At 64.6% G+C, this 20,838-nt stretch carries 23 protein-coding genes and 1 tRNA gene; 19 read left to right on the forward strand and 5 right to left on the reverse strand.

The genetic code is table 11. From position 1 onward, the window contains the following. The 6 genes from CRO75_RS33120 to pgaD form a co-directional block, all read left to right on the forward strand. On the forward strand, positions 1-249 hold a 249-nt coding region (locus CRO75_RS33120), incomplete at its 5' end, for a hypothetical protein (protein ID WP_204856400.1). Beyond that, positions 249-1,757: a YdgA family protein gene (locus CRO75_RS00300; RefSeq protein ID WP_097134111.1), complete on the forward strand. Its 1,509-nt coding sequence runs from the start codon at positions 249-251 to the stop codon at positions 1,755-1,757. The genes CRO75_RS33120 and CRO75_RS00300, both read left to right, overlap by 1 nt. Before the next feature lie 312 nt (positions 1,758-2,069). Beyond that, a complete protein-coding gene (gene pgaA / locus CRO75_RS00305; RefSeq protein ID WP_097134112.1) occupies positions 2,070-4,547 on the forward strand; it encodes a poly-beta-1,6 N-acetyl-D-glucosamine export porin PgaA in 2,478 nt (825 codons plus the stop codon). Between the two features lie 12 nt (positions 4,548-4,559). Beyond that, positions 4,560-6,557 (forward strand): poly-beta-1,6-N-acetyl-D-glucosamine N-deacetylase PgaB, encoded by a 1,998-nt coding sequence (gene pgaB / locus CRO75_RS00310; protein WP_097134113.1) that lies wholly within the window; start codon positions 4,560-4,562, stop codon positions 6,555-6,557. A gap of 3 nt (positions 6,558-6,560) precedes the next feature. Next, positions 6,561-7,910: a poly-beta-1,6-N-acetyl-D-glucosamine synthase gene (gene pgaC / locus CRO75_RS00315; protein WP_097134114.1), complete on the forward strand. Its 1,350-nt coding sequence runs from the start codon at positions 6,561-6,563 to the stop codon at positions 7,908-7,910. Further along, positions 7,910-8,386 carry a poly-beta-1,6-N-acetyl-D-glucosamine biosynthesis protein PgaD gene (gene pgaD, locus CRO75_RS00320; protein WP_097134115.1) on the forward strand — a complete coding sequence of 159 codons (477 nt, stop codon included), beginning with the start codon at positions 7,910-7,912 and terminating at the stop codon, positions 8,384-8,386. The genes pgaC and pgaD overlap by 1 nt, the downstream gene beginning before the upstream one ends. 1 nt (position 8,387) lies before the next feature. Here the strand turns inward: pgaD and CRO75_RS32825 are convergent, their stop codons facing one another. After that, a complete protein-coding gene (locus CRO75_RS32825) occupies positions 8,388-8,525 on the reverse strand; it encodes a hypothetical protein (protein ID WP_158539491.1) in 138 nt (45 codons plus the stop codon). Positions 8,526-8,618: 93 nt separating this feature from the next. On the opposite strand from CRO75_RS32825, the gene CRO75_RS00325 reads away from it, so the two are divergent. The 5 genes from CRO75_RS00325 (at position 8,619) to CRO75_RS00345 (ending at position 12,660) form a co-directional block, all read left to right on the forward strand. Then, entirely contained in the window at positions 8,619-9,179 is a 561-nt protein-coding gene (locus CRO75_RS00325; protein WP_097134116.1) for a YbhB/YbcL family Raf kinase inhibitor-like protein, read from the forward strand. Between the two features lie 90 nt (positions 9,180-9,269). Beyond that, positions 9,270-11,021: a VWA domain-containing protein gene (locus CRO75_RS00330; protein WP_097134117.1), complete on the forward strand. Its 1,752-nt coding sequence runs from the start codon at positions 9,270-9,272 to the stop codon at positions 11,019-11,021. A 37-nt stretch (positions 11,022-11,058) separates the two neighbouring features. Further along, positions 11,059-11,640, forward strand: a complete 582-nt coding sequence (locus tag CRO75_RS00335) for an RNA polymerase sigma factor (protein WP_009041613.1) — start codon at positions 11,059-11,061, stop codon at positions 11,638-11,640. Next, positions 11,637-12,386 carry a hypothetical protein gene (locus CRO75_RS00340; protein WP_097134118.1) on the forward strand — a complete coding sequence of 250 codons (750 nt, stop codon included), beginning with the start codon at positions 11,637-11,639 and terminating at the stop codon, positions 12,384-12,386. The genes CRO75_RS00335 and CRO75_RS00340 overlap by 4 nt, the downstream gene beginning before the upstream one ends. 82 nt (positions 12,387-12,468) lie before the next feature. Continuing rightward, complete coding sequence (locus CRO75_RS00345; RefSeq protein ID WP_007930316.1) at positions 12,469-12,660, forward strand: hypothetical protein; 192 nt, start codon at positions 12,469-12,471, stop codon at positions 12,658-12,660. 12 nt (positions 12,661-12,672) lie between these two features. Here CRO75_RS00345 and CRO75_RS00350 read toward each other — a convergent pair whose 3' ends face one another. The 4 genes from CRO75_RS00350 to CRO75_RS00365 all read right to left on the reverse strand — a co-directional run bounded on the left by CRO75_RS00350 (position 12,673) and on the right by CRO75_RS00365 (position 14,968). Next, a complete protein-coding gene (locus tag CRO75_RS00350; RefSeq protein ID WP_009041615.1) occupies positions 12,673-13,224 on the reverse strand; it encodes a hypothetical protein in 552 nt (183 codons plus the stop codon). A 236-nt stretch (positions 13,225-13,460) separates the two neighbouring features. Beyond that, entirely contained in the window at positions 13,461-13,925 is a 465-nt protein-coding gene (locus tag CRO75_RS00355) for a hypothetical protein (protein ID WP_097134119.1), read from the reverse strand. After that, complete coding sequence (locus tag CRO75_RS00360) at positions 13,909-14,772, reverse strand: hypothetical protein (protein ID WP_097134120.1); 864 nt, start codon at positions 14,770-14,772, stop codon at positions 13,909-13,911. The genes CRO75_RS00355 and CRO75_RS00360 overlap by 17 nt, the downstream gene beginning before the upstream one ends. Positions 14,773-14,891: 119 nt before the next feature. Further along, positions 14,892-14,968: transfer RNA gene (locus tag CRO75_RS00365), tRNA-Arg, on the reverse strand. Between the two features lie 254 nt (positions 14,969-15,222). Here CRO75_RS00365 and CRO75_RS00370 point away from each other — a divergent pair. The 8 genes from CRO75_RS00370 (at position 15,223) to gabD (ending at position 20,734) form a co-directional block, all read left to right on the forward strand. Continuing rightward, positions 15,223-15,915 carry a Crp/Fnr family transcriptional regulator gene (locus CRO75_RS00370; RefSeq protein WP_158539490.1) on the forward strand — a complete coding sequence of 231 codons (693 nt, stop codon included), beginning with the start codon at positions 15,223-15,225 and terminating at the stop codon, positions 15,913-15,915. 89 nt (positions 15,916-16,004) lie between these two features. Then, positions 16,005-16,535 carry a sigma-70 family RNA polymerase sigma factor gene (locus CRO75_RS00375; protein WP_177409711.1) on the forward strand — a complete coding sequence of 177 codons (531 nt, stop codon included), beginning with the start codon at positions 16,005-16,007 and terminating at the stop codon, positions 16,533-16,535. Between the two features lie 119 nt (positions 16,536-16,654). Further along, on the forward strand, positions 16,655-16,882 hold the full coding sequence (locus tag CRO75_RS00380) for a RebB family R body protein (RefSeq protein ID WP_007930328.1): 228 nt from the start codon (positions 16,655-16,657) through the stop codon (positions 16,880-16,882). Between the two features lie 18 nt (positions 16,883-16,900). Next, the gene (locus CRO75_RS00385) at positions 16,901-17,608 is read left to right on the forward strand and encodes a hypothetical protein (RefSeq protein ID WP_097134122.1); all 708 of its coding nucleotides are present in this window, start codon (positions 16,901-16,903) and stop codon (positions 17,606-17,608) included. Positions 17,609-17,700: 92 nt separating this feature from the next. Further along, positions 17,701-18,165, forward strand: a complete 465-nt coding sequence (locus tag CRO75_RS00390) for a hypothetical protein (RefSeq protein WP_097134312.1) — start codon at positions 17,701-17,703, stop codon at positions 18,163-18,165. Positions 18,166-18,250: 85 nt separating this feature from the next. Then, positions 18,251-18,565 carry a RebB family R body protein gene (locus CRO75_RS00395; RefSeq protein ID WP_009041621.1) on the forward strand — a complete coding sequence of 105 codons (315 nt, stop codon included), beginning with the start codon at positions 18,251-18,253 and terminating at the stop codon, positions 18,563-18,565. 50 nt (positions 18,566-18,615) lie between these two features. After that, entirely contained in the window at positions 18,616-18,927 is a 312-nt protein-coding gene (locus CRO75_RS00400; protein WP_025808521.1) for a RebB family R body protein, read from the forward strand. Between the two features lie 364 nt (positions 18,928-19,291). Beyond that, positions 19,292-20,734 (forward strand): NADP-dependent succinate-semialdehyde dehydrogenase, encoded by a 1,443-nt coding sequence (gene gabD, locus CRO75_RS00405; RefSeq protein ID WP_097134123.1) that lies wholly within the window; start codon positions 19,292-19,294, stop codon positions 20,732-20,734. Positions 20,735-20,838 lie beyond the last annotated feature (104 nt).

Below are 20,838 nucleotides of genomic sequence, written 5' to 3' on the forward strand. Positions count from 1 at the left end.
TCCACGATCTGCCTGAAGAAACGCGCCGTCTGGCCCAGCGACGGCTGCGCCGCCGATCGCAGGCTGCGCCAGCGGCTACAGGCTGTGTTTTCAGCTTCCCCTGTTCACGACTTTTCACATGGAAAGGTTGGGCCGCCTGGCCTGGCCGGTGCTAATCTTCGGCAGTTTTACGCACAGTCGAGCCACAACCCGTGCCGGGTTCAGGGAAGACGACCACACATTCAACAACGGATCGATCGGGTCAAATAATGAATAAATCAGCAGGCGTACTGTTAGGAATCGTCGTCGCGGTGGGCGCTATCAGTGCCGGCGGCGCCTGGTATACCGGGACCAAGCTGGAAGGGGTGCTGCAAACCTCTATCGCCGACGCCAACAAGGAGCTCCAGGCCGCCATGGTCGGTTCCAACGGTACCGCCAGCCTGGAGCTGGTATCGCTGGAGCGCAATCTGTTCAGCAGCACCGCGCGCTACCGCCTCAAGGGCCAGGGCGAGATGTTCGGCGACAGCGCCGAGGGCGTCGAACTGGTGTTTGTCGACCGCATCGAACACGGCCCGCTGCCGTTCTCGCGCCTGATGACCCTGAAATGGCTGCCGGTCATGGCCACCAGTCACTACGAGCTGGAAAAGAACGCCCTGACCGAGAAATGGTTCGCCGCCACCAAGGATGTTTCCCCGCTCAAGGGCGTGGTCAACCTGGGGTACGACCGCTCCGCCACCGGCAACCTGGAGTTGCTGCCGCTGGACACGGCCCTGGACGACAAGTCGACCCTCAAGTTCTCCGGCCTGAAGCTGGACCTCTCGACCAGCGCCGAAGCGCAGAAGGTCAAGGCCGATGGCTACATGGACAGCCTCAAGCTCAACAGCGTCGCCGAAGACCAGACGCCGGTGCAGGTCGAGCTCAACGGCCTGACCCTGGCCAGCAACCTGACCAAGAGCAACTATGGCTTCTACGTCGGCGAAAACACCCTGGAGCTGACCAGCACCAAGGCCACGTTCGGCGAGAAACAGTCGGTGCTCAGCTTCAAGAACTCTGAGATCAAGAGCGCCACCGACGAGACTGGCGCCCACCTGGCCGGCCGTGCCGAGTACAAGATCGGCGAAGTCGCCCTCAACGGCAAAGCCGTCGGTTCGGCGCAAATGACCTGGAGCATGAAGAACCTCGACATCGCCTCCGGCATGTCGCTGATGCAGGTCTACCAGAGCAAGCTGCAACCCTACGAAGACGCCGTCGCCGCGGCCGAAGCCGCCGGCGAGCCAGCGCCCGAGCTGAACCTGAGCGAGGCCGAGCAGGCCCAGGTCAAGGCTGACCTGGACAAGCTGCTGGCTGCCCAGCCGCATATCGCCCTGGAAAACCTCTCGTTCAAGACCACCAATGGCGAAAGCCGCCTGAGCCTGGTGGTGGACCTGAACAAGCCGCAATCCATGGAGCTGCCGCCGGCCGAACTGAGCAAGCAACTGCTCACCCAGCTGGACCTGAACCTGCTGCTGTCCAAGCCGATGATCGCCGACATGGCATCGGTGCAGGCGCAGCTGGACGGCGTGACCGACGCCAAGGCGATCGCCGACCAGGGCAGCATGGCCGCCGACATGGTCAGCGGCATGGCGCTGGGCACCCAGCTGGCCAAGCTGGAAGGCAACGACATCGTCTCCAAGCTGCGTTATGCCAACAACGAAGTGGACTTCAACGGCCAGAAAATGACGCCTGAGCAGTTCGTCGGTTTTGTCATGAGTAAACTGGGCCCGGTCACCATCCAGTAAGCCTCGAAAACCCCTCCACGGGGTTTTCAGCCAGAAACGCCCGGCCTCCGTTCCACGGAGCTGCCGGGCGTTTTTTTGCCTGCATCCGGCTGGAGAATCCCCGCCCAGAGCCTCCTCGAACATGGCTACAGGCCACGTCGTTCGCGGATTCGCGCAGAAACGAATCTGAAGAAATATTGCATTTGCACATCCGCATCAGCCTTGCATGGAAGACTCCGCCCCAATCTGGCCGAGTCATCTGATTCGGCTTCCTGGCACGTATCAGGCGGGGGGACACAAGACCCCGGCTAGCCATGTAAGGATGCTGAAGAAATGCCGTTCATTGTTCATCCTGTTCGCCTTTATGGTTTGCGACCGCTGCTGCGCCTGACGTTATGCAGCCAATTGCTGTGGCCGACCCTGGCCCTCGCCGACCCAGCGTACGACCGCCTGATTCTCGACGCCCGCGCCGGCAGCTATGCGCCAGCCCTGAGCCATTTGCGCCAGGTGCCGGCCGAACGGCTGAGCACCGGGCTGGTCAGCGATCACCTGCAGATCGCCAGCTGGGCCGGCCTCGACGCCGAAGTCGTGAATGTCTATGAAACCCAGGCCCGTGGCCGGGTGCTGCCGATCCAGGCGCTGACTGCCACCGCCCGGGCCTACCGCAACCTGCAGCGCTGGGACGCGGCGATCCAGGTGTACCGCCTGGCCCTCGAACGCGACCCGCGCAATACCGACCTGCAACTGGGCCTGGCCCTGACCCAGGCCGACGCTGGCAAGCCCGAGGAAGCCGTGCGCCGTGCCCGCGAGCTGGTGGCGGCCAAGCCCGACGACGCCACCCGCCGCCTGGCCCTGGGCTACGCCCTGACTCGCGCCGGTTCGCCGTATGACGCGCTGTTCGAGTTCGACCAGGCGTTCGTCCGCGCCGGTACCCGGCCGGAAGTCGCCCGCGAATACGTGTTCGCCCTGCAACGGGCCCGCCTGCCGGAACCGGCCTTGCGTCTGGCCCGCCAGCGCCCGGGGTTGATCGATCCGGTGATCGAGCGTCGCCTGCAAGGCGACCTGGCCGCCGAGCGCGTGCGCCTGGCCGAACTGGCGACCCGCAGCGAGAAAGAGCGCTATGTCATCGCCGACCGTGCCCTGGCCGATTACGACCAGTTGCTCGCCACCTGGACCCCGGACCCGGCGGCCAGGGACGACGTGACCCGCTGGCGCATCGACCGCATGGGCGCGCTCAAGGCCCGGGCGCGCACCGCCCAGGTAATCGACGAGTACCACAAGCTGACCGCCGAAGACGTGGCCATCCCCACCTACGCCCGGCGTTGGGTGGCGGCCGCCTACCTGGACCAGCGCCAGCCGGAGATCGCCAGCGACCTCTATCGCCAGGTGCTGGCGGCGCCGGATGCCGATGTCAGCGACCGCGTCGAAGACAGCACCGCGCTGTATTACGCCTTGCTGGAAAGCGACCGCCCGCAGGAAGCGCAACAGGTCGCCGACGACCTGGCCAGGAACCAGAAGCCGCGGGTCGAGCTCAAGGGCCTGCCGGTGGGCAACCCCAACGATGAATGGATGGACGCCCAGCAGCTCGCCGCGCAGTCCGGCACCTACAGCGCCGACCTGCCGGGCAGCGAGCAGCGCCTGGCCAGCCTGGTGGACCAGGCGCCGGGCAATATCGGCCTGCGCGTGGCCCAGGCCAACCTGTACCAGGCCCGGGACTGGCCGCGGCGCGCCGAGGGCCTGCTCAAGGAAACCGAGAGCATGGCGCCGCGCGATGTCGGCCTCGAGGTCGCCCAGGGCCACACCGCCCAGGACCTGCAGGAATGGCGTCAGCTCGATGCCCTGACCGACGACGTGGTGCAGCGTTATCCCGACAACCGTCAGGTGCAGCGCCTGGCTCGCCAGCGCGAAGTGCACGACATGGCCGAGCTGCGGGTCGAGACCTATGGCGGCAAGAGCTACGGCGGCGGCAACAGCGGCGCCGGCGCGGTTTCCGGGAGCAAGGATTTCGGCATCGAGACGGTGCTCTACAGCCCGCCGATCAATGAAGACTGGCGCCTGTTCGGCGGCCTCGGCTATGCCACCGGCGACTTCCAGGAAGGCACCGGGCATCACCGCTGGCAGCGTATCGGCGTGGAGCGCCGGACCCGCGACATGACCCTGGAAGCGGAAGTCTCCAACCACTCCTACGGCTTCGACGACAAGCAGGGCGCGCGGCTGTCCCTGGCCCGCGACATCGACGATCACTGGCAGTACGGCGCCAGCCTGGAATACCTGTCGGCCAACACGCCGCTGCGGGCGCTCAACAGCAACATCTACGCCAATGGCGGCAGCGGCTTCGTGCGCTGGCGGGCCAACGAGAGCCGGGAATGGCGACTGGCCCTGAGCCCTTCGCATTTCAGCGATGGCAACAACCGTTTCGAAGCGGTGCTCACCGGTCGCGAGGGCGTCTATGCCACGCCCCACGTGCAGGTCGACCTGGGCCTGGAAGTCGGCGCCAGCCGCAACAGCAAGGAAGACACGCCCTACTTCAACCCCAAGTCGGACTTTACGGTCCTGCCGACGGTGAACGTCAACCACGTGCTCTATCACCGCTACGAAACCTCCTGGAGCCAGCAGTTCCAGGTGGGCGCCGGTACCTACAGCCAGCGCGATTACTCCACCGGGGCGATCGGCCTGCTCAGCTATGGCCAGCGCGTGACCTGGAACGACGTGTTCGAAGCCGGGGCCGCCCTGAGCGTGCTCAACCGGCCTTACGACGGCGACCGGGAAACCGACCTGCGCCTGCTCCTCGACCTTACCTACCGCTTCTAGAAGAGTCCGAAGATGCCTCCGATGACCCGTTGCATCCTCCTGCTGGGAGCCCTGATTCTCAGCGCCTGCGCCCAGCCCGCCGCGGATTTCCTGGCGCCGGCGCAGCGCCCGGTGCCCGCCAGCGAAACCCCGTGGCCGAAAAACCACGTGCTGGGCATTGCCTACCACGACGTCGAAGACCGCGACCCCGACCAGGCGGTGGTGGCCGTGCGCACCGAGCGCCTGATCGAACAGCTGGCCTGGCTGCGCGAGAACGGCTACCAGCCGGTCACCGTGGACCAGATCATGGCGGCGCGCAAAGGCGGCCCCGAGCTGCCGGCCAAGGCCGTGCTGCTGAGCTTCGACGACGGTTATGCGAGTTTCTACACCCGCGTGCTGCCGGTGCTGCGCAGCTATAACTGGCATGCGCTGCTGGCGCCGGTGGGGGCGTGGGTCGATACCCCGCTGAACCAGCCGGTGGATTTTGCCGGCACCCCGCGCAAGCGCTCGGACTTCCTGACCTGGCAGCAGGTCCGCGAGATCTCCCGTTCCGGCCTGGTGGAAATCGCCGCCCACACCGATGCCAACCACAAGGGCGTGCTGGCCAACCCCCAGGGCAACCTGCAACCGGCCGCCGCCGCCCGGCGCTATGACGCCAGCACCGGGCGCTATGAAAGCGAAGCCGAATTCGAGGCGCGCCTGCGCAGCGACGTGGCCGCCATCTCGAAAAAAATCCGCGCCGCCACCGGCTACAGCCCACGGGTCTGGGTCTGGCCTTATGGCGCCGCCGACGGCACCGCGCTGCGGGTGGTGGGCGAGCAGGGCTACGACATGGCCCTGACCCTCGACGACGGCCTCGATGCCCTCGACAACCTGATGAGCAGCCCGCGTTTCCTGGTGTCCTCGGACCCGGACGCCATCCACTTCTCCAACAGCGTCGTCGGCGTCGAGGCCAGCAACCCGATGCGCGTGGCCCATGTCGACCTGGACAACGTCTACGACCCGGACCCGCAGCAGCAGGAAATCAACCTCGGCAAGCTGGTCCAGCGCATGGCCGACCTGGGCGTCAACACCGTGTTCCTGCAAGCCTTCGCCGACCCCAAGGGCGATGGTCTGGTGCACTCGCTGTACTTCGCCAACCGCCACCTACCGGTGCGCGCCGATATCTTCGACCGGGTCGCCTGGCAACTGCGCACCCGGGCCAACGTCAAGGTGTTCGCCTGGATGCCGGTGCTGAGTTTCGCCCTCGACCCTAGCCTGCCGCGCGTGACCCGCTGGGACCCGGAAACCGGCCAGGTCGCGCCCGACCCGGACCAGTACCGGCGCCTGTCGCCGTTCGACCCGCAGGTGCGGCGCATAATCGGTGAGATCTACGAAGACGTGGCGCGCCTGACCTCGGTGGACGGCATCCTCTACCACGACGACGCGGTGCTCTCCGATTTCGAAGACGCCAGCCCCGCAGCCCTGCGCACCTACGCCGCCAACGGCCTGCCCGGTTCGATCGCCGCCTTGCGCGCCGATCCGGCGACCCTGCAGCGTTGGACCCGCTTCAAGAGCCGCTACCTGATCGACTTCACCCATGAGCTGACCGCCAAGGTCAAGGCGATCCGTGGGCCGCAGGTACTGACCGCGCGCAACCTGTTCGCCGAGCCGATGCTCAACCCGCAGAGCGAAGCCTGGTTCGCCCAGAACCTCGACGACTTCCTCGCCAATTACGACTGGACCGCGCCGATGGCCATGCCGTTGATGGAGGGCCAGCAGCGCAAGGCTTCCGGTGCCTGGCTGGAGCAACTGGTGGCCACGGTCAAGGCACGTCCTGGCGCGCTCAACCGTACCGTCTTCGAACTGCAGGCCCGGGACTGGGCGCAAAAACCGGCGAGCGATATCGACGCCGCGCAGATGGCCGACTGGATGGGCCGGCTCAAGCGCCAGGGCGCGACCAGTTTCGGCTACTACCCGGATAACTTTCTCGAGAACTCGCCGGACCTGAAGACCATCCGTCCCGCGCTCTCCACCAAGTGGAATCCTTAAATCATGTTGGATCGACTGCTAGCCCTGCTCGTCCTGGCGATTGTCCTCGGTGTGCCGCTGGGCCTGATCTTCCTGGTGACCGGCCAGTTCCTGATGGACTTCGTGTTCTTCTATCCGCTGTTCATGTCCGGCCTGTGGATCGCCGGCGGCCTGTACTTCTGGCTGCACTGGGAACGCCACTGGCCCTGGAATGACGACACCCTGCCGCCGCCGCTGAAGGGCGAGCCGCTGATCAGCATCCTGATCCCTTGCTACAACGAGGGCGACAACGCGGCCGACACCATCCACGCGGCGCTGGCCCAGCACTACCCGAATATCGAAGTCATCGCGATCAACGACGGCTCCAAGGACAACACCGCGCAAGTGCTGGACGCCCTGGCGCTGGAAGATCCGCGGCTGCGGGTGGTGCACCTGGCACAAAACCAGGGCAAGGCCGTGGCCCTGCGCATGGGCGCCGTGGCGGCGCGCAGTGAATACCTGGTGTGCATTGACGGCGACGCGCTGCTGGCGCCGAACACCGCGGCCTATCTGGTGGCGCCGCTGCTGGAGAATTCGCGCCTGGGCGCGGTGACCGGCAACCCGCGCATTCGCACCCGCTCGACCCTGGTGGGCCGGGTCCAGGTGGGCGAGTTCTCTTCGATCATCGGCCTGATCAAGCGCACCCAGCGCGTGTTCGGACGGATCTTCACGGTCTCCGGGGTGATTGTCGCCTTCCGCCGCTCGGCCCTGCACCGGGTCGGCTACTGGAGCCCGGACATGATCACCGAAGACATCGACATCAGCTGGAAGCTGCAACTCGATCACTGGAGCATCTTCTACGAGCCGCGGGCGCTGTGCTGGATCCTCATGCCGGAAACCCTGCGCGGCCTGTGGAAGCAGCGCCTGCGCTGGGCCCAGGGTGGCGCCGAGGTGCTGTTCAAGAACATCCGCGGGATCTGGCAATGGCGCCACCGCTACCTGTGGCCGCTGCTGTTCGAATACTGCCTGTCCACCGGCTGGGCCTTCACCTTCCTGCTGTCGGTGATCTTCTGGGGCGTCGGCCATTTCATCGTCATGCCCGAGGCCATCGCCGTCGACCGCCTGATGCCGCCGGCCTTCACCGGGCTGGTGCTGGCGATGGTCTGCCTGCTGCAGTTCGCGGTCAGCATCCTGATCGACCGCCGGTATGAAAAGGGCTTGGGCAAGACCATGTTCTGGGTGGTCTGGTACCCCCTGGTGTTCTGGCTCGTCAGCCTGTTCACCACGCTTGTCAGTTTCCCCAAGGTGCTGTTCAGCCAACACCAGAAGCGTGCGCGCTGGGTCAGCCCCGACCGTGGCATCAAGCCGATAGATGATGAAGAGGAGGCTCGCTGATGAAAATCATCAGAACCCGTCAACGCCCATTGCTGGTGATCGTCGATGCGGCGTTCACCGTGCTGGCCTGGATCGGTCTGCTGTACCTGCTGGTACGCGGCCTGTGGCCGCTGATCGACACCCACGACGGCCCGCGTATCGAGGTCGGCGTGCTGGAAGCGCTGGGCACCTTGCAGATCTACCTGTGGGTGGCCCTGCTCAACGCCGCCGTGCTGATCCTCTGGGCGCGTTACCAGCAGCGCAAGAGCAAAAGTTTTGCCCGGCGCCGCCTGCCGTCGCCGGCGCTGGACGACCAGCGCCTGAGCGAAAGCTTCAAGCTCAGTGCCGCCAACTTTGCGCGCATGCGCCAGCCCGGGACCATGACGGTGCATAACGACGAGGAGGGCGGCATCAGCCTTGTCACCACCGGTTTCTTGCGCCTGAGCCCCGAGCGCCAGCCGCATGCGTCGTTGCTGGCGGATGCCGTGCAACGCTGATTCAGCCGCTGATTGACGGTGGCAGGATCAGGGCGGCCGGGTAAAAATCCCGGCGCTCGTCGAAAAAAGCCCCGGAGCTGAAAAAAACCGGGGTTTTTTCGTTTACAAGCGGCTGCGGCTCAAGCTCAATCAGCGCCAATATTGCTCAAGCGCAACGCTGCGCCGCGCAGCTATAGTCTCCAGGCTCCTGTTTCCAGGCTCCGATGAACCCATTCGCAGAAGGTGCTCGCGTATGTCCCGTTTTGCCTCTCTCAATACCTGGCTGGCCGCCGGCGCCGTCCTGCTGTGCCTGCAGCTGCCGGCCCAGGCCCAGGAGCGTTTCACCCTGAATGTGCCCGGTGTCTCGGACAACCGCCTGTTCACCCCGGCCAGCGCCAGCGATGCCAAGGGCTGCGGCGGGCATAACCTGTCGCCGGCCCTGGCCTGGACCGCCGGCCCGGAAGGCACCCGCAGCTACGCCATCGTGATGCACGACCCGGACGGCGCCAAAGGCCAGGGTATCGACCATTGGGTGCATTACGGGATCAAGCCCACGACCCGGCAGATCGCCGCGGGCGCGGGGGCCAAGGGCACGCTGGAAGGGGTGGGCGGCACCAACAGCAAAGGCACCACCGGCTACGTCGGCCCCTGCCCACCGGTGGGCGACAGCGCGCATCACTACATCATCCAGATCTACGCCCTGGAGCTGGCGCCCGACGCCTTGCCGGCCGGCCTGACCCGCGCCCAGCTGCTGGAAAAGATCAACGGCCACGTGCTGCGTAACAGCAGTGTGGTGCGGCGCTATCTGCGCTAAGCAGAAATTTTTTCCGGGGGCTTAACCCGAATCGCCGAGGGGCTTCGTCTGAAGGGGGGAATGGATCAATTTCTCCCGAGGTCAGCCCCCATGTTCCTTCCTCCGTACTACCTTCGCCCCGCCGTTCAGGGGTGCGCCGCCGGGTTGCTGTTGGCCATGGCCGGTTGCGGCCCGTCCTCGCCGGACACCCGGGGCGCTGCCTTGCCTGCGCCGGAGGCGGTAGAGCCGCAGGCCGCCGTGCCCTCGCCGAGCGAGGCCCCGCGCGCCGATGTGATCCTGGCCGGATACAACAACGCCAAGGCGCTCGCCCCGGCACCCGGGCACACCTCGATGATGACGCGCGAATCGCTACCCGCCGGCTATCGCGCCGAACCGCGGGAGCAGTACCAGAACCTGCCGGACAACCCGATCCACAGCGTGGCGCAGGCTCCGGTCTCGACCTTCAGCGTCGATGTCGATACCGGTGCCTACGCCAATGTCCGGCGCCTGCTCAACCAGGGCAGCCTGCCGCCGCAAGGCGCGGTGCGCCTGGAAGAACTGGTCAACTACTTCCCCTACGATTACGCCCTGCCCGGCGACGGCTCGCCGTTTGGCGTAACCACCGAGATCGCGCCGTCGCCCTGGAACCCCCACACCCGTCTGCTGCGCATTGGTATCAAGGCTTCGGATCGCGCCGTTGCCGAACTGGCGCCGGCCAACCTGGTGTTCCTGGTGGACGTGTCCGGCTCCATGGATCGTCGCGAGGGTCTGCCGCTGGTGCAAAGCACCCTCAAGCTGCTGGTGGACCAGTTGCGCGAACAGGACCGGGTGTCGCTGGTGGTCTATGCCGGTGAGTCGCGGGTGGTGCTGGAGCCGACTTCCGGGCGCGACAAGGCGAAGATCCGCAATGCCATCGAGCAGCTGACGGCGGGCGGTTCCACTGCCGGTGCGTCGGGCATCCAGCTGGCGTATCAGATGGCCCGGCAAGGCTTCATCAAGAACGGCATCAACCGCATCCTGTTGGCCACCGATGGCGACTTCAACGTCGGCATCAGCGACTTCGACCGCCTCAAGCAGATGGCCGTCGAGCAGCGTAAAAGCGGTGTGCCGCTGACCACCCTCGGCTTTGGCGTGGACAACTACAACGAGCACCTGATGGAACAACTGGCCGACGCCGGGGATGGCAACTATGCCTATATCGACAACCTGCGCGAGGCGCGCAAAGTCCTGGTGGACCAGCTCGGCTCGACCCTGGCGGTGGTGGCCAAGGACGTGAAATTGCAGGTGGAATTCAACCCGGCCCAGGTCAGCGAATACCGCCTGCTGGGTTATGAGAATCGCGCGCTGAAACGCGAGGACTTCAACAACGATAAGGTCGATGCCGGCGAGATCGGGGCCGGGCATACGGTCACCGCGCTGTATGAAATCGTGCCCAAGGGCGAGCAGGGCTGGCTGGAGCCGCTGCGTTATGGCCAGGCCCCCACGCAGCCGCAATCGAGCATCAAGAACGACGAACTGGCGATGCTGCGGGTACGCTACCAGGCACCGCAGGGCGGCGGCAGCCGGCTGATCGAGCGGCCGATCCTGGCGTCGCAACAGCACGGCAAACTCGTCCAGGCCAGCGATGATCTAAGATTTGCCGCAGCCGTGGCGGCGTTCGCCCAGCAGCTCAAGGACGCTCGTTACACCGGCGACTTCGGCCTCAAGGACACCGTCGCCCTGGCCCGCGGCGCCAAGGGCGAAGACCGTTTCGGCCTGCGCGGCGAGTTCGTGCAGCTGGTGGAACTGGCGCAGAGCCTGCAGACTGCCGCTCCGGCGAATCAGCCGGGGCGTTCCGGGGAGGCGTTGAGCCGCCGTGAATAACGTCATGACGAGCCACCCGAAGGAGTTCAGCACGACCATGCCTGCGGCGAATCGACCAGAGCCCGCCAGCAGCGACGAAACGCTGCTGGCGCGTTATCGCGCGGGTGACAGCGCCGCCTTCGAGGTCCTCTACCAGCGGCATCGCCAGGGGTTGTACCGGTTCCTGCTGAGCCTGTGCGACAAGGCCGAGCTGGCCGACGAGGTCTACCAGGACACCTGGCTCAGCCTGATCCGCACCACCAGTGCGCCACAGGGCCGGGCCAGTTTTCGCACCTGGCTGTACCAGATCGCCCGCAACCGCCTGATCGACCACTGGCGCAAGCACGGCCTGCGCAACCCGCTGCACGACAGCTACGACGAGCAGTTGCACGACCTGGCCGATGACGCCAGCGGCCCGGAACAACACCTGAGCCTGAGCCGTGAACGGCAACGCATCGACGCCGCCTTGCAGGATCTGCCCGCCGACCAGCGCGAAGTGTTCCTGCTGCGCGCCCACGGCGAACTGGAGTTGCCGCAGATCGCCAGCCTTACCGATACGCCGCTGGAAACGGTGAAAAGCCGCTTCCGTTATGCGCTGAAAAAACTGCGTCGGCTCCTGGCCGAGGAGGTACTGACATGACTGACGCCCGACAGCTTCCCCCTACCGAAGAAGAGCGCATGCTCGAGCACATTCGCCAGCACAGCCACGGCGAACCGCCGGCCAGCCTCGACGCCCTGATCATGGCCACGGCCCGGCGCGAAGCCCCGGCGCCCCGGCCTTCCCTGTGGCATCGCTGGTTCGATCTGTGCCGCCAGCCGCGCTGGCAAGTGGCATTCGCCGGTCTGTTCGGCGTGACCCTGCTGCTGGGTGTGTTGCAGCGCTCTCCAGAACCGGCACCGAGCCAGGCATTCGCTCCAGCGCCGGCACCCGTGGCAAAAGCCGCTGCCCCGCAGCTTGCACGGCGCCAGGCCGAGTCCGCGCCAGCCGGCGCTGCCCTTGCGGAATCCGCCCATGCGGAATCAACCATGGAAGCATCGAACCGCTTCGAACTGGCCGCGACGCCGGATACGGCCGCTGGCGCCTTGTCGGCACCCGCTCCCGCGGCACCCGGGGCGGGCCTGCCGCTGACCCGGGATACCGAAGCCTTCACCGCCAAGCCTTATGAGTCCCTGGGGCACCTGGCGTCATTCCCGGGTAAGGAGCAGGGCAAGGAGCCGGTTGAACGCCATGCGTCGGAGTCGATCCTCGACGACGCCCTGCGCGAGGTGTTGCGGCTGCGCAAGACCGGCCAGGACAAGATCGCCGACCAGTACATCATCGCCCTGAAGCAGCGCTTCCCCGACGAGGAAATTGCCGAGCGCCTGGAGGCCTTGCAGCAACCCTGAGGGCAAAACGCGCGCAAGTAATGGCCTGGCACCACGAAAACGCGCACTATCGAGCCAGTTTCCTGAAAGTGAGAGGCTGGCCATGGCGCCACGCATCGACCGTATCGCTGCACTGCTGAATTGCCCGACCAAGGGCGCGGATATCCGCCAGGCCATCAAGGAGAGTCGCAAGGACTTTCTGCTCGAGGCCGGTGAAGAAGATGAAGACCCGCAACAGGCCCAACCTGCCGCGGATCAGGATGAAGCGGCGCCGCAGCGGCAGACGCCAGACTGAAACCCGGCGCGGTTACTTGCGGGCGGGCGCGCGTTTCACGTTCTGGCCCTTGGCCTCGATGGCCAGGGCAATCGCCTTGTAGCAGTCGTAGAACAGTTCCTGGTTCTTGAACATGTTCTCCACCAGTTCCATCTTGCCGTCGCTGTGCTGGACGCGGATGAAGCGCTGATTGAAGACCTCCACCAGCTCGACGTCCGAGATATTGATCAGGCGAATCTCGCGGATCTTCGAACTGAAGTTGCTGACCGGGGCCACCAGCTTCTTGTCCGTCAGCACCACATAGCGATTGCCGGCGCCACGCAGGAAGATCAGCGCCCCTGCGGCGGCGACGGTCATGGCCACGCCCAGGACGCCGAGCAGTTGCATGACCAGATGACCATTGAGCCCCAGGGCCTCTATCAGCCGGATCACGCTGTTGTTCTCGCTGGGTGTGCCGAACACCGCGAACAGCGAAAGCCCACCGAAGACCAGGCCCGCCAGGGTCATTTTCTTGTAGTTGGGCCCGTAGTAATAACGCGCCTGGTGAGAGGGCGCGGTGTTGCCGGAAAGGGTCGGGATATTCATCGTTTGGGGTCTTCCATGAGTCTGGCGGGAAACGGTATGCGCTCGGCAGTGGGCCGGGCGCGTGAATGGCATCAGGGGAGGCATCATCGCAAAAAAGATTGGAGATACCTAAAGGGCTTTCGGGGCGGGGCTGATTGTGGAGGGGAGAGCTCGAGATAGAAAAAAACGCAGGTTGGGTGGGCGGCAGTGGAATATCTGAGGGCGGTAGCCCAGCCACCGGCCGGTGGCAGGCGCGTTCAGGCGTAGGGCGAAGCGGGCAGGTCGATGAACTCGGCGGCGGCACCGTCCTCGGCCATGCGCCGGGCCCGCTCCGGCAGCAATCGGGCGTGGTTTTCCAGCTGCCAGCGATACCAGCTCAGGCGCTGGACTATTCGTCGTCGGCAAGGTGCTGGCAGCTGCGCCAGCAGATCGGTGCTGGCGGGCGCCCAGCGAGCCCGGGTCGAGTAATAGCCGAACAGGTTTTCCCGCAGGCCGAAGCAGTCCTCGAAGCTTTCCTCGATGCTGTAGACATAGAGCTCGAAGCCGGCGCTCAACTGCTGCTCGCCGTCGGCGTTATCGCGCAGGTAGGCGAATATCCCCGGCCAATTGATGCAGAACAGGTGCTCGTCCCAATCGCCGTCCCGGGTCAGGTACTCACCCTGGCCGCGAAAGAACTGCGGTATTTCCTGGCGCGCCAGGGCCCGTTCAAAGTTGCTGTTCATGCCGCTCTTCCTCTCGTGAGCCCTGGACGTTGGCGATGCCGACGGACTGCGCCACGCATTCGATGACGCAGTCGAAGCCGATGTCCAGGCGCAGGTAATAACCAGGCTGCAAGCGCGTGAGCTGGGTGCGCATACGCCCGTCGAAACGCGTACCGCTGACTTGGAGTTCGCTGATGCCCTGGATCTTCAGGTCCAGGCGGCAATAGGTCAGCGCCTGGCTGGCCGGCCAGGTGGACGGCAGGGACTGACGATGCAATGCGCCCGCCAACTGCAGGCTCAGTTGCTCGCCCTGGAACTGTGGTCCCGGGGTATGCAGGTCGTAGGGCGTGGCCGCTACGTCGAATACGGCTTTCCAGGCTTGGGGATTATCGACGCTGAACAGCCAGTCGCGGGAACCGCGATCTCGCTCCGGGATCGCCCGGCATTCGGTCAGGGACGGTAACCGGGCGCGTGTCAGGTCGTCGTGCCACAGCTGCCGGGCCGCCAGGAGCAGGCGCTGGAAGAAGTCCCGGCTGTCGTCGATCTGCGCCGGCCAGCCGGCGGGCCATTGATCGTATTCGTAATCGTCTTCAATGGGCTCCCACACTTCCTGAAAGTCGAAATCCGGATCGTCCAGCGCCGCTTGCAGGACCTCCACCAACCGCTGCCGGTGACGGAAGTTCTCCCGGGCGTTGAAGCGCGCCAGGCAGTAATGACGGATCAGGTGTTCGCGATCATCAGGGTCGTTGGGGTCGTAGCGGCTCAGCTCGGCATCCAGGGCCGCAGGCATGTCATAGCCGATGAAACCGCCGATCCAGGCGCGCAGGTCCGGCTGGTAGGGCTGGTCGAGTAAAGGATGGCGCAGCATCGGGACCTCCTGTCCGCGAGGCGTGGGTCGGCACACGCCTCGGTGATTCTTCGATCGACTCAACGGATGGAAACGAAAAAGCCCCAGGCCATGCGACCTGGGGCTTTTGCGTTTCTGGCTGGCGCACTCGGCGGGATTCGAACCCACGACCCCTGCCTTCGGAGGGCAGTACTCTATCCAGCTGAGCTACGAGTGCAGTGCGGGCGACATCATACCCATGTCGGCTTGGGGCGTCCATGCGGTTTTTTTTCGCGTGATGATTGGTCGTTGCCTCGTTGTTTATCTTGTCCTTTGCGATACCCGAAAGCCCCCTCGCCCCATTCACAAGTCCTCCTCTCGGACGTCCCTTTGTTTGCTTTGCTCTATGGCTTCAAGCGCTCTAACCGCTGCGTGCTCGCGCAGCGATTTCCTACCAGTCAAGGCGAACGCATGCATTCAAAAGGCGCGGTAATGCTCGATTTTTCGTTGCGTCAGACTCTGCTGGCACGCTCCGATCTGTTCAGGGGGCTACCAGACACTTTGATCCGTTATGTGGCCACCCATGCCGTGGAGCGCTCGTTGAGTGACCGGGAGGTGCTCTACCTCAAGAGCGAGGCGCTGGACTTCATCGCGCTGGTCGCCGAAGGGCAGGTGTATTCGGTGATTCATGGCCCGGACGGGCGCGAACAGATTGTCGGCAGCGCCGGCGTCGGCCAGGTGGTGGGCGAGTCGGCGCTGATCGAGGGCCACGCCCGGGAAACCTCGGCCTTCGCCTGCGGCCCGACCCGGGTGCTGCTGTTGGGGCGGCGGCATTTCCGGGTGCTGTACGACGAGCCGCTGTTCTGGCAGCGCGTGTTGATGCTGCTGATGACCCGCCTGATGAAGATCTTGGAGTTGCTCGAACTGGTTTGCCTGCACCGCCTGGAGTCACGTTTGGCGCGGTTCCTGCTGGCCAATATCGATGACTTCGAGCTGGCTCCGGCGACCTGTGCGGCGGTGCCGCGCAACCAGGGCATCCTGGCCTCGATGCTCAACACCAGCCGGCCGAAGCTCAATGTCCAGTTGCAGCTGTGGCGGCGTTCGGGGGTGATCAGCTGCCAGAGCGGACGGCTGGTGATCAACGATGTCGAGCATCTGCGGCGCAAGGCCTGTTCGCTGAATTAATTGTCCAGCTGTTCCCCAGGTAACAGCGAACGCCTGCTGCGCGATCAGAGACTGTCGGCTCATCAAGGAATGCACAGGGAGTGCTGGCGATGGGATCTTTTCGTGAAGTGGCGGCGGTCGACCGGTTGTTCGAGGCAAGCTGGCGAGCGGTGTACCCCGAGCTGATGCGCCGGGCCAACCGGCGAGCCAGGGGCAACCTGGCTCTGGCCCAGGAGTGGCTGTCCAACACGGCCGTAAAAGCCCTGCTGTTCTTCAGGCGTTCCCCGGAACGCATACGAGAGCCGCAGGGTTTTCTGTTTCTGGTGCTGGACCATGTGTTTCTCGACAGCCTGCGGCGCAGCAAGCGTGAAGGGCAGCTGTTCGATCATTCGATCGACCTTGATCACGATCACCAGGCCCTTCTCGCCGCGCCTTGCCTGTCGGTGTTCGAGTACACCGAGCGGTTCGAACGACTGGTGCAGTTGGGCAATCGCGTGGAGCAACTGCCATTGCTCCAGCGGCGGTTGTTTGAAATGCGTTTTGTCGAGGAATTGCCGTACCCGCAGATCGCCGCCGAGCTGGGCATCGCCCAGCCCCTGGTGCGCAAGCGCGTGCAGTTGCTGCGGGCGGCGCTGCGTTGACAGCGCTTTTGCGTTCACAGCCGTGGATGCCGGGCGTTCTTGTGTCATGAGCACCTGAAACCGTCGACGAGTTCACCGCCAGCGCGCCTGCGCTGGCGCCTTCCATCAAGGAGAGATGTATGCCAGAGGTCAACAGCCAGATTACCGACGCGGTAACGCAAACCAACGTCAAGGTGGTGGCCGAGGCGCCGGCCCAGGCCATTGCCTCGCTGTATCAGGTGGCCAGCCATTCGGCGGGGCTGTCCCTGCAGAACGCGGTCAACAGCCAGCAGGCGTTGAATCAGATCTCCAATGCGGTGATCTCCAAGGCGGTGTCGCTGATCATGCAGATCGGCGAGAAGCCTTGACGCCTGGGGAGATGCCTCATGTTCTGGTTCAAGAAAAAACCTGCTGCCGCCGTCGAGCCGGAGACTGACGCCACGTCGGCGACCGACCCCGAGGCGGTCGATCCCAAGCCAAGCGATACCGAGCCGCGCAATCCCAGGCCGAGCAATCCCGAAGCCGCCGAGCCTACGGCTGCGGGGCCCCAGGTTGCCGATCCCACCCCAGCGGGCGACTCCCCGCCACCGAGTACTCCCAGCAAGTCGCCGCGCACGGTGATGGACCGCATGAACGACTACATGATGGTCCAGGTCGCGGCGCTGCCGACCGGCAGCACCGATGCGCTGAACAGCCAGATCGTCGAGGCGGTGCAGTTCACCAACGCGCAGACCTTCAGCTACGCCCCGGCGCAGATCGCCATTGCCCCGGACATGATGATCAGCCAGGCCGCCGGCCTGGTCGCGCAGTCGGCGGCGGGCTATTTCGACGGGGTCAGCAAGCTGGCGCTGGCGGCCCAGGCGGTATTGCTCGAGCAGATGACGAAAAACATCGTCGAAAACCATCCCGAAAAAGCCGCCGAGGACGCCTTGGGCGCCCTGGCCACCGATCTGCTGGTGGGGGCGGCCGCCGCCGTTGCCGCGGCCGCTGGCGCCCTGGAGGCGACAGCGGCGGGTATTGCCATCGACAAGATCGACGAGAGCATCGCCAAGTACAGCAACACCCTGGCCAATCGCGGCGCGCCGCCGTCCTGAGTCACGCCGTCCTGGCGTCATGAACACCCGGTCCCGGAGCCCTCCGGGACTGGGCAGCAGCACGTTCTTTAATGAGCAAGGAGGAGGCCGAGATGCCCCAGGAAAATTCCGACTCGCTAGCGAGTCTTTATCAATTGGCCGATGCGCTCAACCTGAGCCTGTCCCCGGGCGAAAAGCAGATTCTCGAAGCCTGGATGCGCAGCGAGCCGCGCACGGGTGTCATGGAGCGGGTGCTCAACCAGACCCAGCATTTGATCGAGAGCGAGAGACAACGCACCCGCGACTTGATGGAGCAGGCCAGGGTCAGCGAAAGCAGCCTGCTGGGCAGTCCCCAGCAGCGTGAAGCGGTGATCCGCCAGTGGCTGGCGGCCAAGCGACAGGCGACGGTTATCGATGCGCCGGAGGAGCCTATGCGGATGCTCAGCAGCGCGCAGAACCAGCTGATCCGCCAGACCGTCGAGGAAGCCGTGCAAGCGCGGATGCTGGGGTTGGTGCAGCAGGTCGAGGCGGTGCTTTCCCGTATCGACCAGGCAGGCGACGCGCCGCAGGACCCTTGAGCATTTGCTCGTTCACAGCCTGTGTTTTGCCACGTTCATTGGTTAACACGGAACCCGCCGTGTACTAAACAAAGGAAGTTGAACCATGCCATTAGTCAACGAGCAAATTACCGACGCGGTCACCCAGACCAACGTCAAAGTGGTGGCCGAATCCCCAGCGATGGCGATGAGCACCATCTACCAGTCCATGGGCCAGGCCACGGCGATTCTGTTCCAGAACGCTGTTTCCGCCCAGCAGCAGCAAAATACCCTGGCCCAGGCCGCCACCAACCAGGGCGTGATGCAGATCTACAGCGTCGATACCACCGCCGGCGCGGCGGCGACCGAAAAAGTCGCCCAGGGCGGCGTGGCCGACAACCTGACCAGCCTGCTGACGGTCCTCAAATCGTTCAACCCTTGATCGGGCGAGCGCTAACGGAAGTTGTTCTTTCTTAATAAGGAGTTTCACCTATGAGTACAGTCAGTCCGCAAATCACCGACGCCGTGACCCAGACCAACGTCAAGGTCGTGGCCGAAGCGCCGGCCATGTCGATGGGCACCATCTACCAGTCCCTGGGGCAATCCGTAGCGATCCTGTTCCAGAACTCGGTCTCGGCCCAGCAACAGCAAAACACCCTGGCCCAGGCGGCGACCAACCAGGGCGTGATGCAGATCTACAGCGTCAACACCACCGCAGGCGCGGCGGCCACCGAAAAAATGGCCCAGGGCGGTGTCGGCGACAACCTCGCCAGCCTGCTGACGATCCTCAAGTCGTTCACCTAAGGCCTGGCCCTGGAACAACCCCGCAGCCTTCCGGCTGCGGGGTTTTTTGCGTTTGGCACGCCCAACCCCTGTAGGGGCGTCTGCTCCCAATCGCCGGGGCGGTGTCGTTGATCCGAAAGATTCTGCCAAAGCGGCGTTTTCGTTCTTTTTTTCGAACAGCCTATTGCCCTGTCCCCTGGTTGACCCTAGGATTCGTTTGAGATTTCAAACGCTCTTGTCCAAGAGCCGATCCGCCCGTCTATTCTGACAGGCGCTATTTCTGTGCTTGAGCCCGGTAACAGTTTTTCCTGACGGCAGCCTGTCAAGGCGCCTTTCAACAATCACAATTCGCTCCGCCCCGCGCGGTGCTGTTAAGGAAACCGACATGCAGCTTAAAGACGCCCAGTTGTTCCGCCAGCAAGCCTTCATCGATGGGGCTTGGGTCGACGCGGATAACGGCCAGACCATCAAAGTGAACAACCCGGCCACGGGCGAAATCCTCGGCACCGTGCCGAAGATGGGCGCTGCCGAAACCCGTCGAGCCATCGAAGCCGCCGACAAGGCCCTGCCGGCCTGGCGCGCGCTGACCGCCAAGGAGCGGGCGACCAAGCTGCGTCGCTGGTATGAGCTGCTGATCGAAAACCAGGACGACCTCGGTCGCCTGATGACCCTGGAGCAGGGCAAGCCACTGGCCGAAGCCAAGGGCGAAATCGTTTACGCCGCCTCCTTCATCGAATGGTTCGCCGAAGAAGCCAAGCGCATCTACGGCGACGTGATTCCCGGCCACCAGCCGGACAAGCGCCTGATCGTGATCAAGCAGCCGATCGGCGTGACCGCGGCCATCACCCCGTGGAACTTCCCGGCGGCGATGATCACCCGTAAGGCCGGCCCGGCCCTGGCCGCTGGTTGCACCATGGTGATCAAGCCGGCGTCGCAGACGCCGTTCTCGGCCCTGGCCCTGGTCGAGCTGGCGCACCGCGCAGGCATTCCGAAAGGCGTGCTGAGCGTGGTCACCGGCAGCGCCGGCGATATCGGCGGCGAGCTGACCAGCAACCCGATCGTGCGCAAGCTGTCCTTCACCGGCTCGACCGAAATCGGTCGCCAGCTGATGGCCGAATGCGCCAAGGACATCAAGAAAGTCTCCCTGGAGCTGGGCGGCAACGCGCCCTTTATCGTGTTCGACGACGCGGACCTGGATAAGGCCGTCGAAGGCGCGATCATCTCCAAGTACCGCAACAACGGTCAGACCTGCGTCTGCGCCAACCGCCTGTACATCCAGGATTCGGTCTACGACGCCTTCGCCGAGAAGCTCAAGGCCGCAGTGGCCAAGCTGAAGATCGGCAACGGCCTGGAAGAAGGCACCACCACCGGTCCTCTGATCGACGAAAAAGCCGTGGCCAAGGTCCAGGAACACATCGCCGACGCCCTGGGCAAAGGCGCGACCCTGCTGGCCGGCGGCAAGCCGATGGAAGGCAACTTCTTCGAGCCGACCATCCTGGTCAACGTGTCGAAAGACGCGGCCGTGGCCAAGGAAGAAACCTTCGGTCCTCTGGCGCCGCTGTTCCGTTTCAAGGACGAAGCCGAAGTGATCGCGATGTCCAACGACACCGAGTTCGGCCTGGCCTCGTACTTCTACGCTCGCGACCTGGGCCGTGTGTTCCGTGTGGCCGAAGCCCTGGAATACGGCATGGTCGGCGTCAACACCGGGTTGATCTCCAACGAAGTCGCGCCGTTCGGCGGTATCAAGGCCTCGGGCCTGGGCCGTGAAGGTTCCAAGTACGGCATCGAGGATTACCTGGAAATCAAATACCTCTGCCTGGGCATCTGATACCCGCGCCAAGGCATGGTTTTAAACGCCAGGGGCACGAGAGCGCTGTCCCCTGGCGTCGCTTTAAACGATCTTTCAGTTAGTGGCCGGGATAGCCGGGGCAG

Origin of the sequence: Pseudomonas sp. LAMO17WK12:I10 (genome assembly GCF_900215185.1) — a bacterium.
Taxonomy (GTDB): Bacteria; Pseudomonadota; Gammaproteobacteria; order Pseudomonadales; family Pseudomonadaceae; genus Aquipseudomonas; species Aquipseudomonas chlororaphis.

Bases quoted from the DNA above. Each gene is read 5' to 3' on its own strand.
- CRO75_RS00300 (WP_097134111.1), top strand. From the start codon at position 249: ATGAATAAATCAGCAGGCGTACTGTTAGGAATCGTCGTCGCGGTGGGC.
- pgaA (WP_097134112.1), top strand. From the start codon at position 2,070: ATGCCGTTCATTGTTCATCCTGTTCGCCTTTATGGTTTGCGACCGCTG.
- pgaB (WP_097134113.1), top strand. From the start codon at position 4,560: ATGCCTCCGATGACCCGTTGCATCCTCCTGCTGGGAGCCCTGATTCTC.
- pgaC (WP_097134114.1), top strand. From the start codon at position 6,561: ATGTTGGATCGACTGCTAGCCCTGCTCGTCCTGGCGATTGTCCTCGGT.
- pgaD (WP_097134115.1), top strand. From the start codon at position 7,910: ATGAAAATCATCAGAACCCGTCAACGCCCATTGCTGGTGATCGTCGAT.
- CRO75_RS00325 (WP_097134116.1), top strand. From the start codon at position 8,619: ATGTCCCGTTTTGCCTCTCTCAATACCTGGCTGGCCGCCGGCGCCGTC.
- CRO75_RS00330 (WP_097134117.1), top strand. From the start codon at position 9,270: ATGTTCCTTCCTCCGTACTACCTTCGCCCCGCCGTTCAGGGGTGCGCC.
- CRO75_RS00335 (WP_009041613.1), top strand. From the start codon at position 11,059: ATGCCTGCGGCGAATCGACCAGAGCCCGCCAGCAGCGACGAAACGCTG.
- CRO75_RS00340 (WP_097134118.1), top strand. From the start codon at position 11,637: ATGACTGACGCCCGACAGCTTCCCCCTACCGAAGAAGAGCGCATGCTC.
- CRO75_RS00345 (WP_007930316.1), top strand. From the start codon at position 12,469: ATGGCGCCACGCATCGACCGTATCGCTGCACTGCTGAATTGCCCGACC.
- CRO75_RS00350 (WP_009041615.1), bottom strand. From the start codon at position 13,224: ATGAATATCCCGACCCTTTCCGGCAACACCGCGCCCTCTCACCAGGCG.
- CRO75_RS00355 (WP_097134119.1), bottom strand. From the start codon at position 13,925: ATGAACAGCAACTTTGAACGGGCCCTGGCGCGCCAGGAAATACCGCAG.
- CRO75_RS00360 (WP_097134120.1), bottom strand. From the start codon at position 14,772: ATGCTGCGCCATCCTTTACTCGACCAGCCCTACCAGCCGGACCTGCGC.
- CRO75_RS00370 (WP_158539490.1), top strand. From the start codon at position 15,223: ATGCTCGATTTTTCGTTGCGTCAGACTCTGCTGGCACGCTCCGATCTG.
- CRO75_RS00375 (WP_177409711.1), top strand. From the start codon at position 16,005: ATGGGATCTTTTCGTGAAGTGGCGGCGGTCGACCGGTTGTTCGAGGCA.
- CRO75_RS00380 (WP_007930328.1), top strand. From the start codon at position 16,655: ATGCCAGAGGTCAACAGCCAGATTACCGACGCGGTAACGCAAACCAAC.
- CRO75_RS00385 (WP_097134122.1), top strand. From the start codon at position 16,901: ATGTTCTGGTTCAAGAAAAAACCTGCTGCCGCCGTCGAGCCGGAGACT.
- CRO75_RS00390 (WP_097134312.1), top strand. From the start codon at position 17,701: ATGCCCCAGGAAAATTCCGACTCGCTAGCGAGTCTTTATCAATTGGCC.
- CRO75_RS00395 (WP_009041621.1), top strand. From the start codon at position 18,251: ATGCCATTAGTCAACGAGCAAATTACCGACGCGGTCACCCAGACCAAC.
- CRO75_RS00400 (WP_025808521.1), top strand. From the start codon at position 18,616: ATGAGTACAGTCAGTCCGCAAATCACCGACGCCGTGACCCAGACCAAC.
- gabD (WP_097134123.1), top strand. From the start codon at position 19,292: ATGCAGCTTAAAGACGCCCAGTTGTTCCGCCAGCAAGCCTTCATCGAT.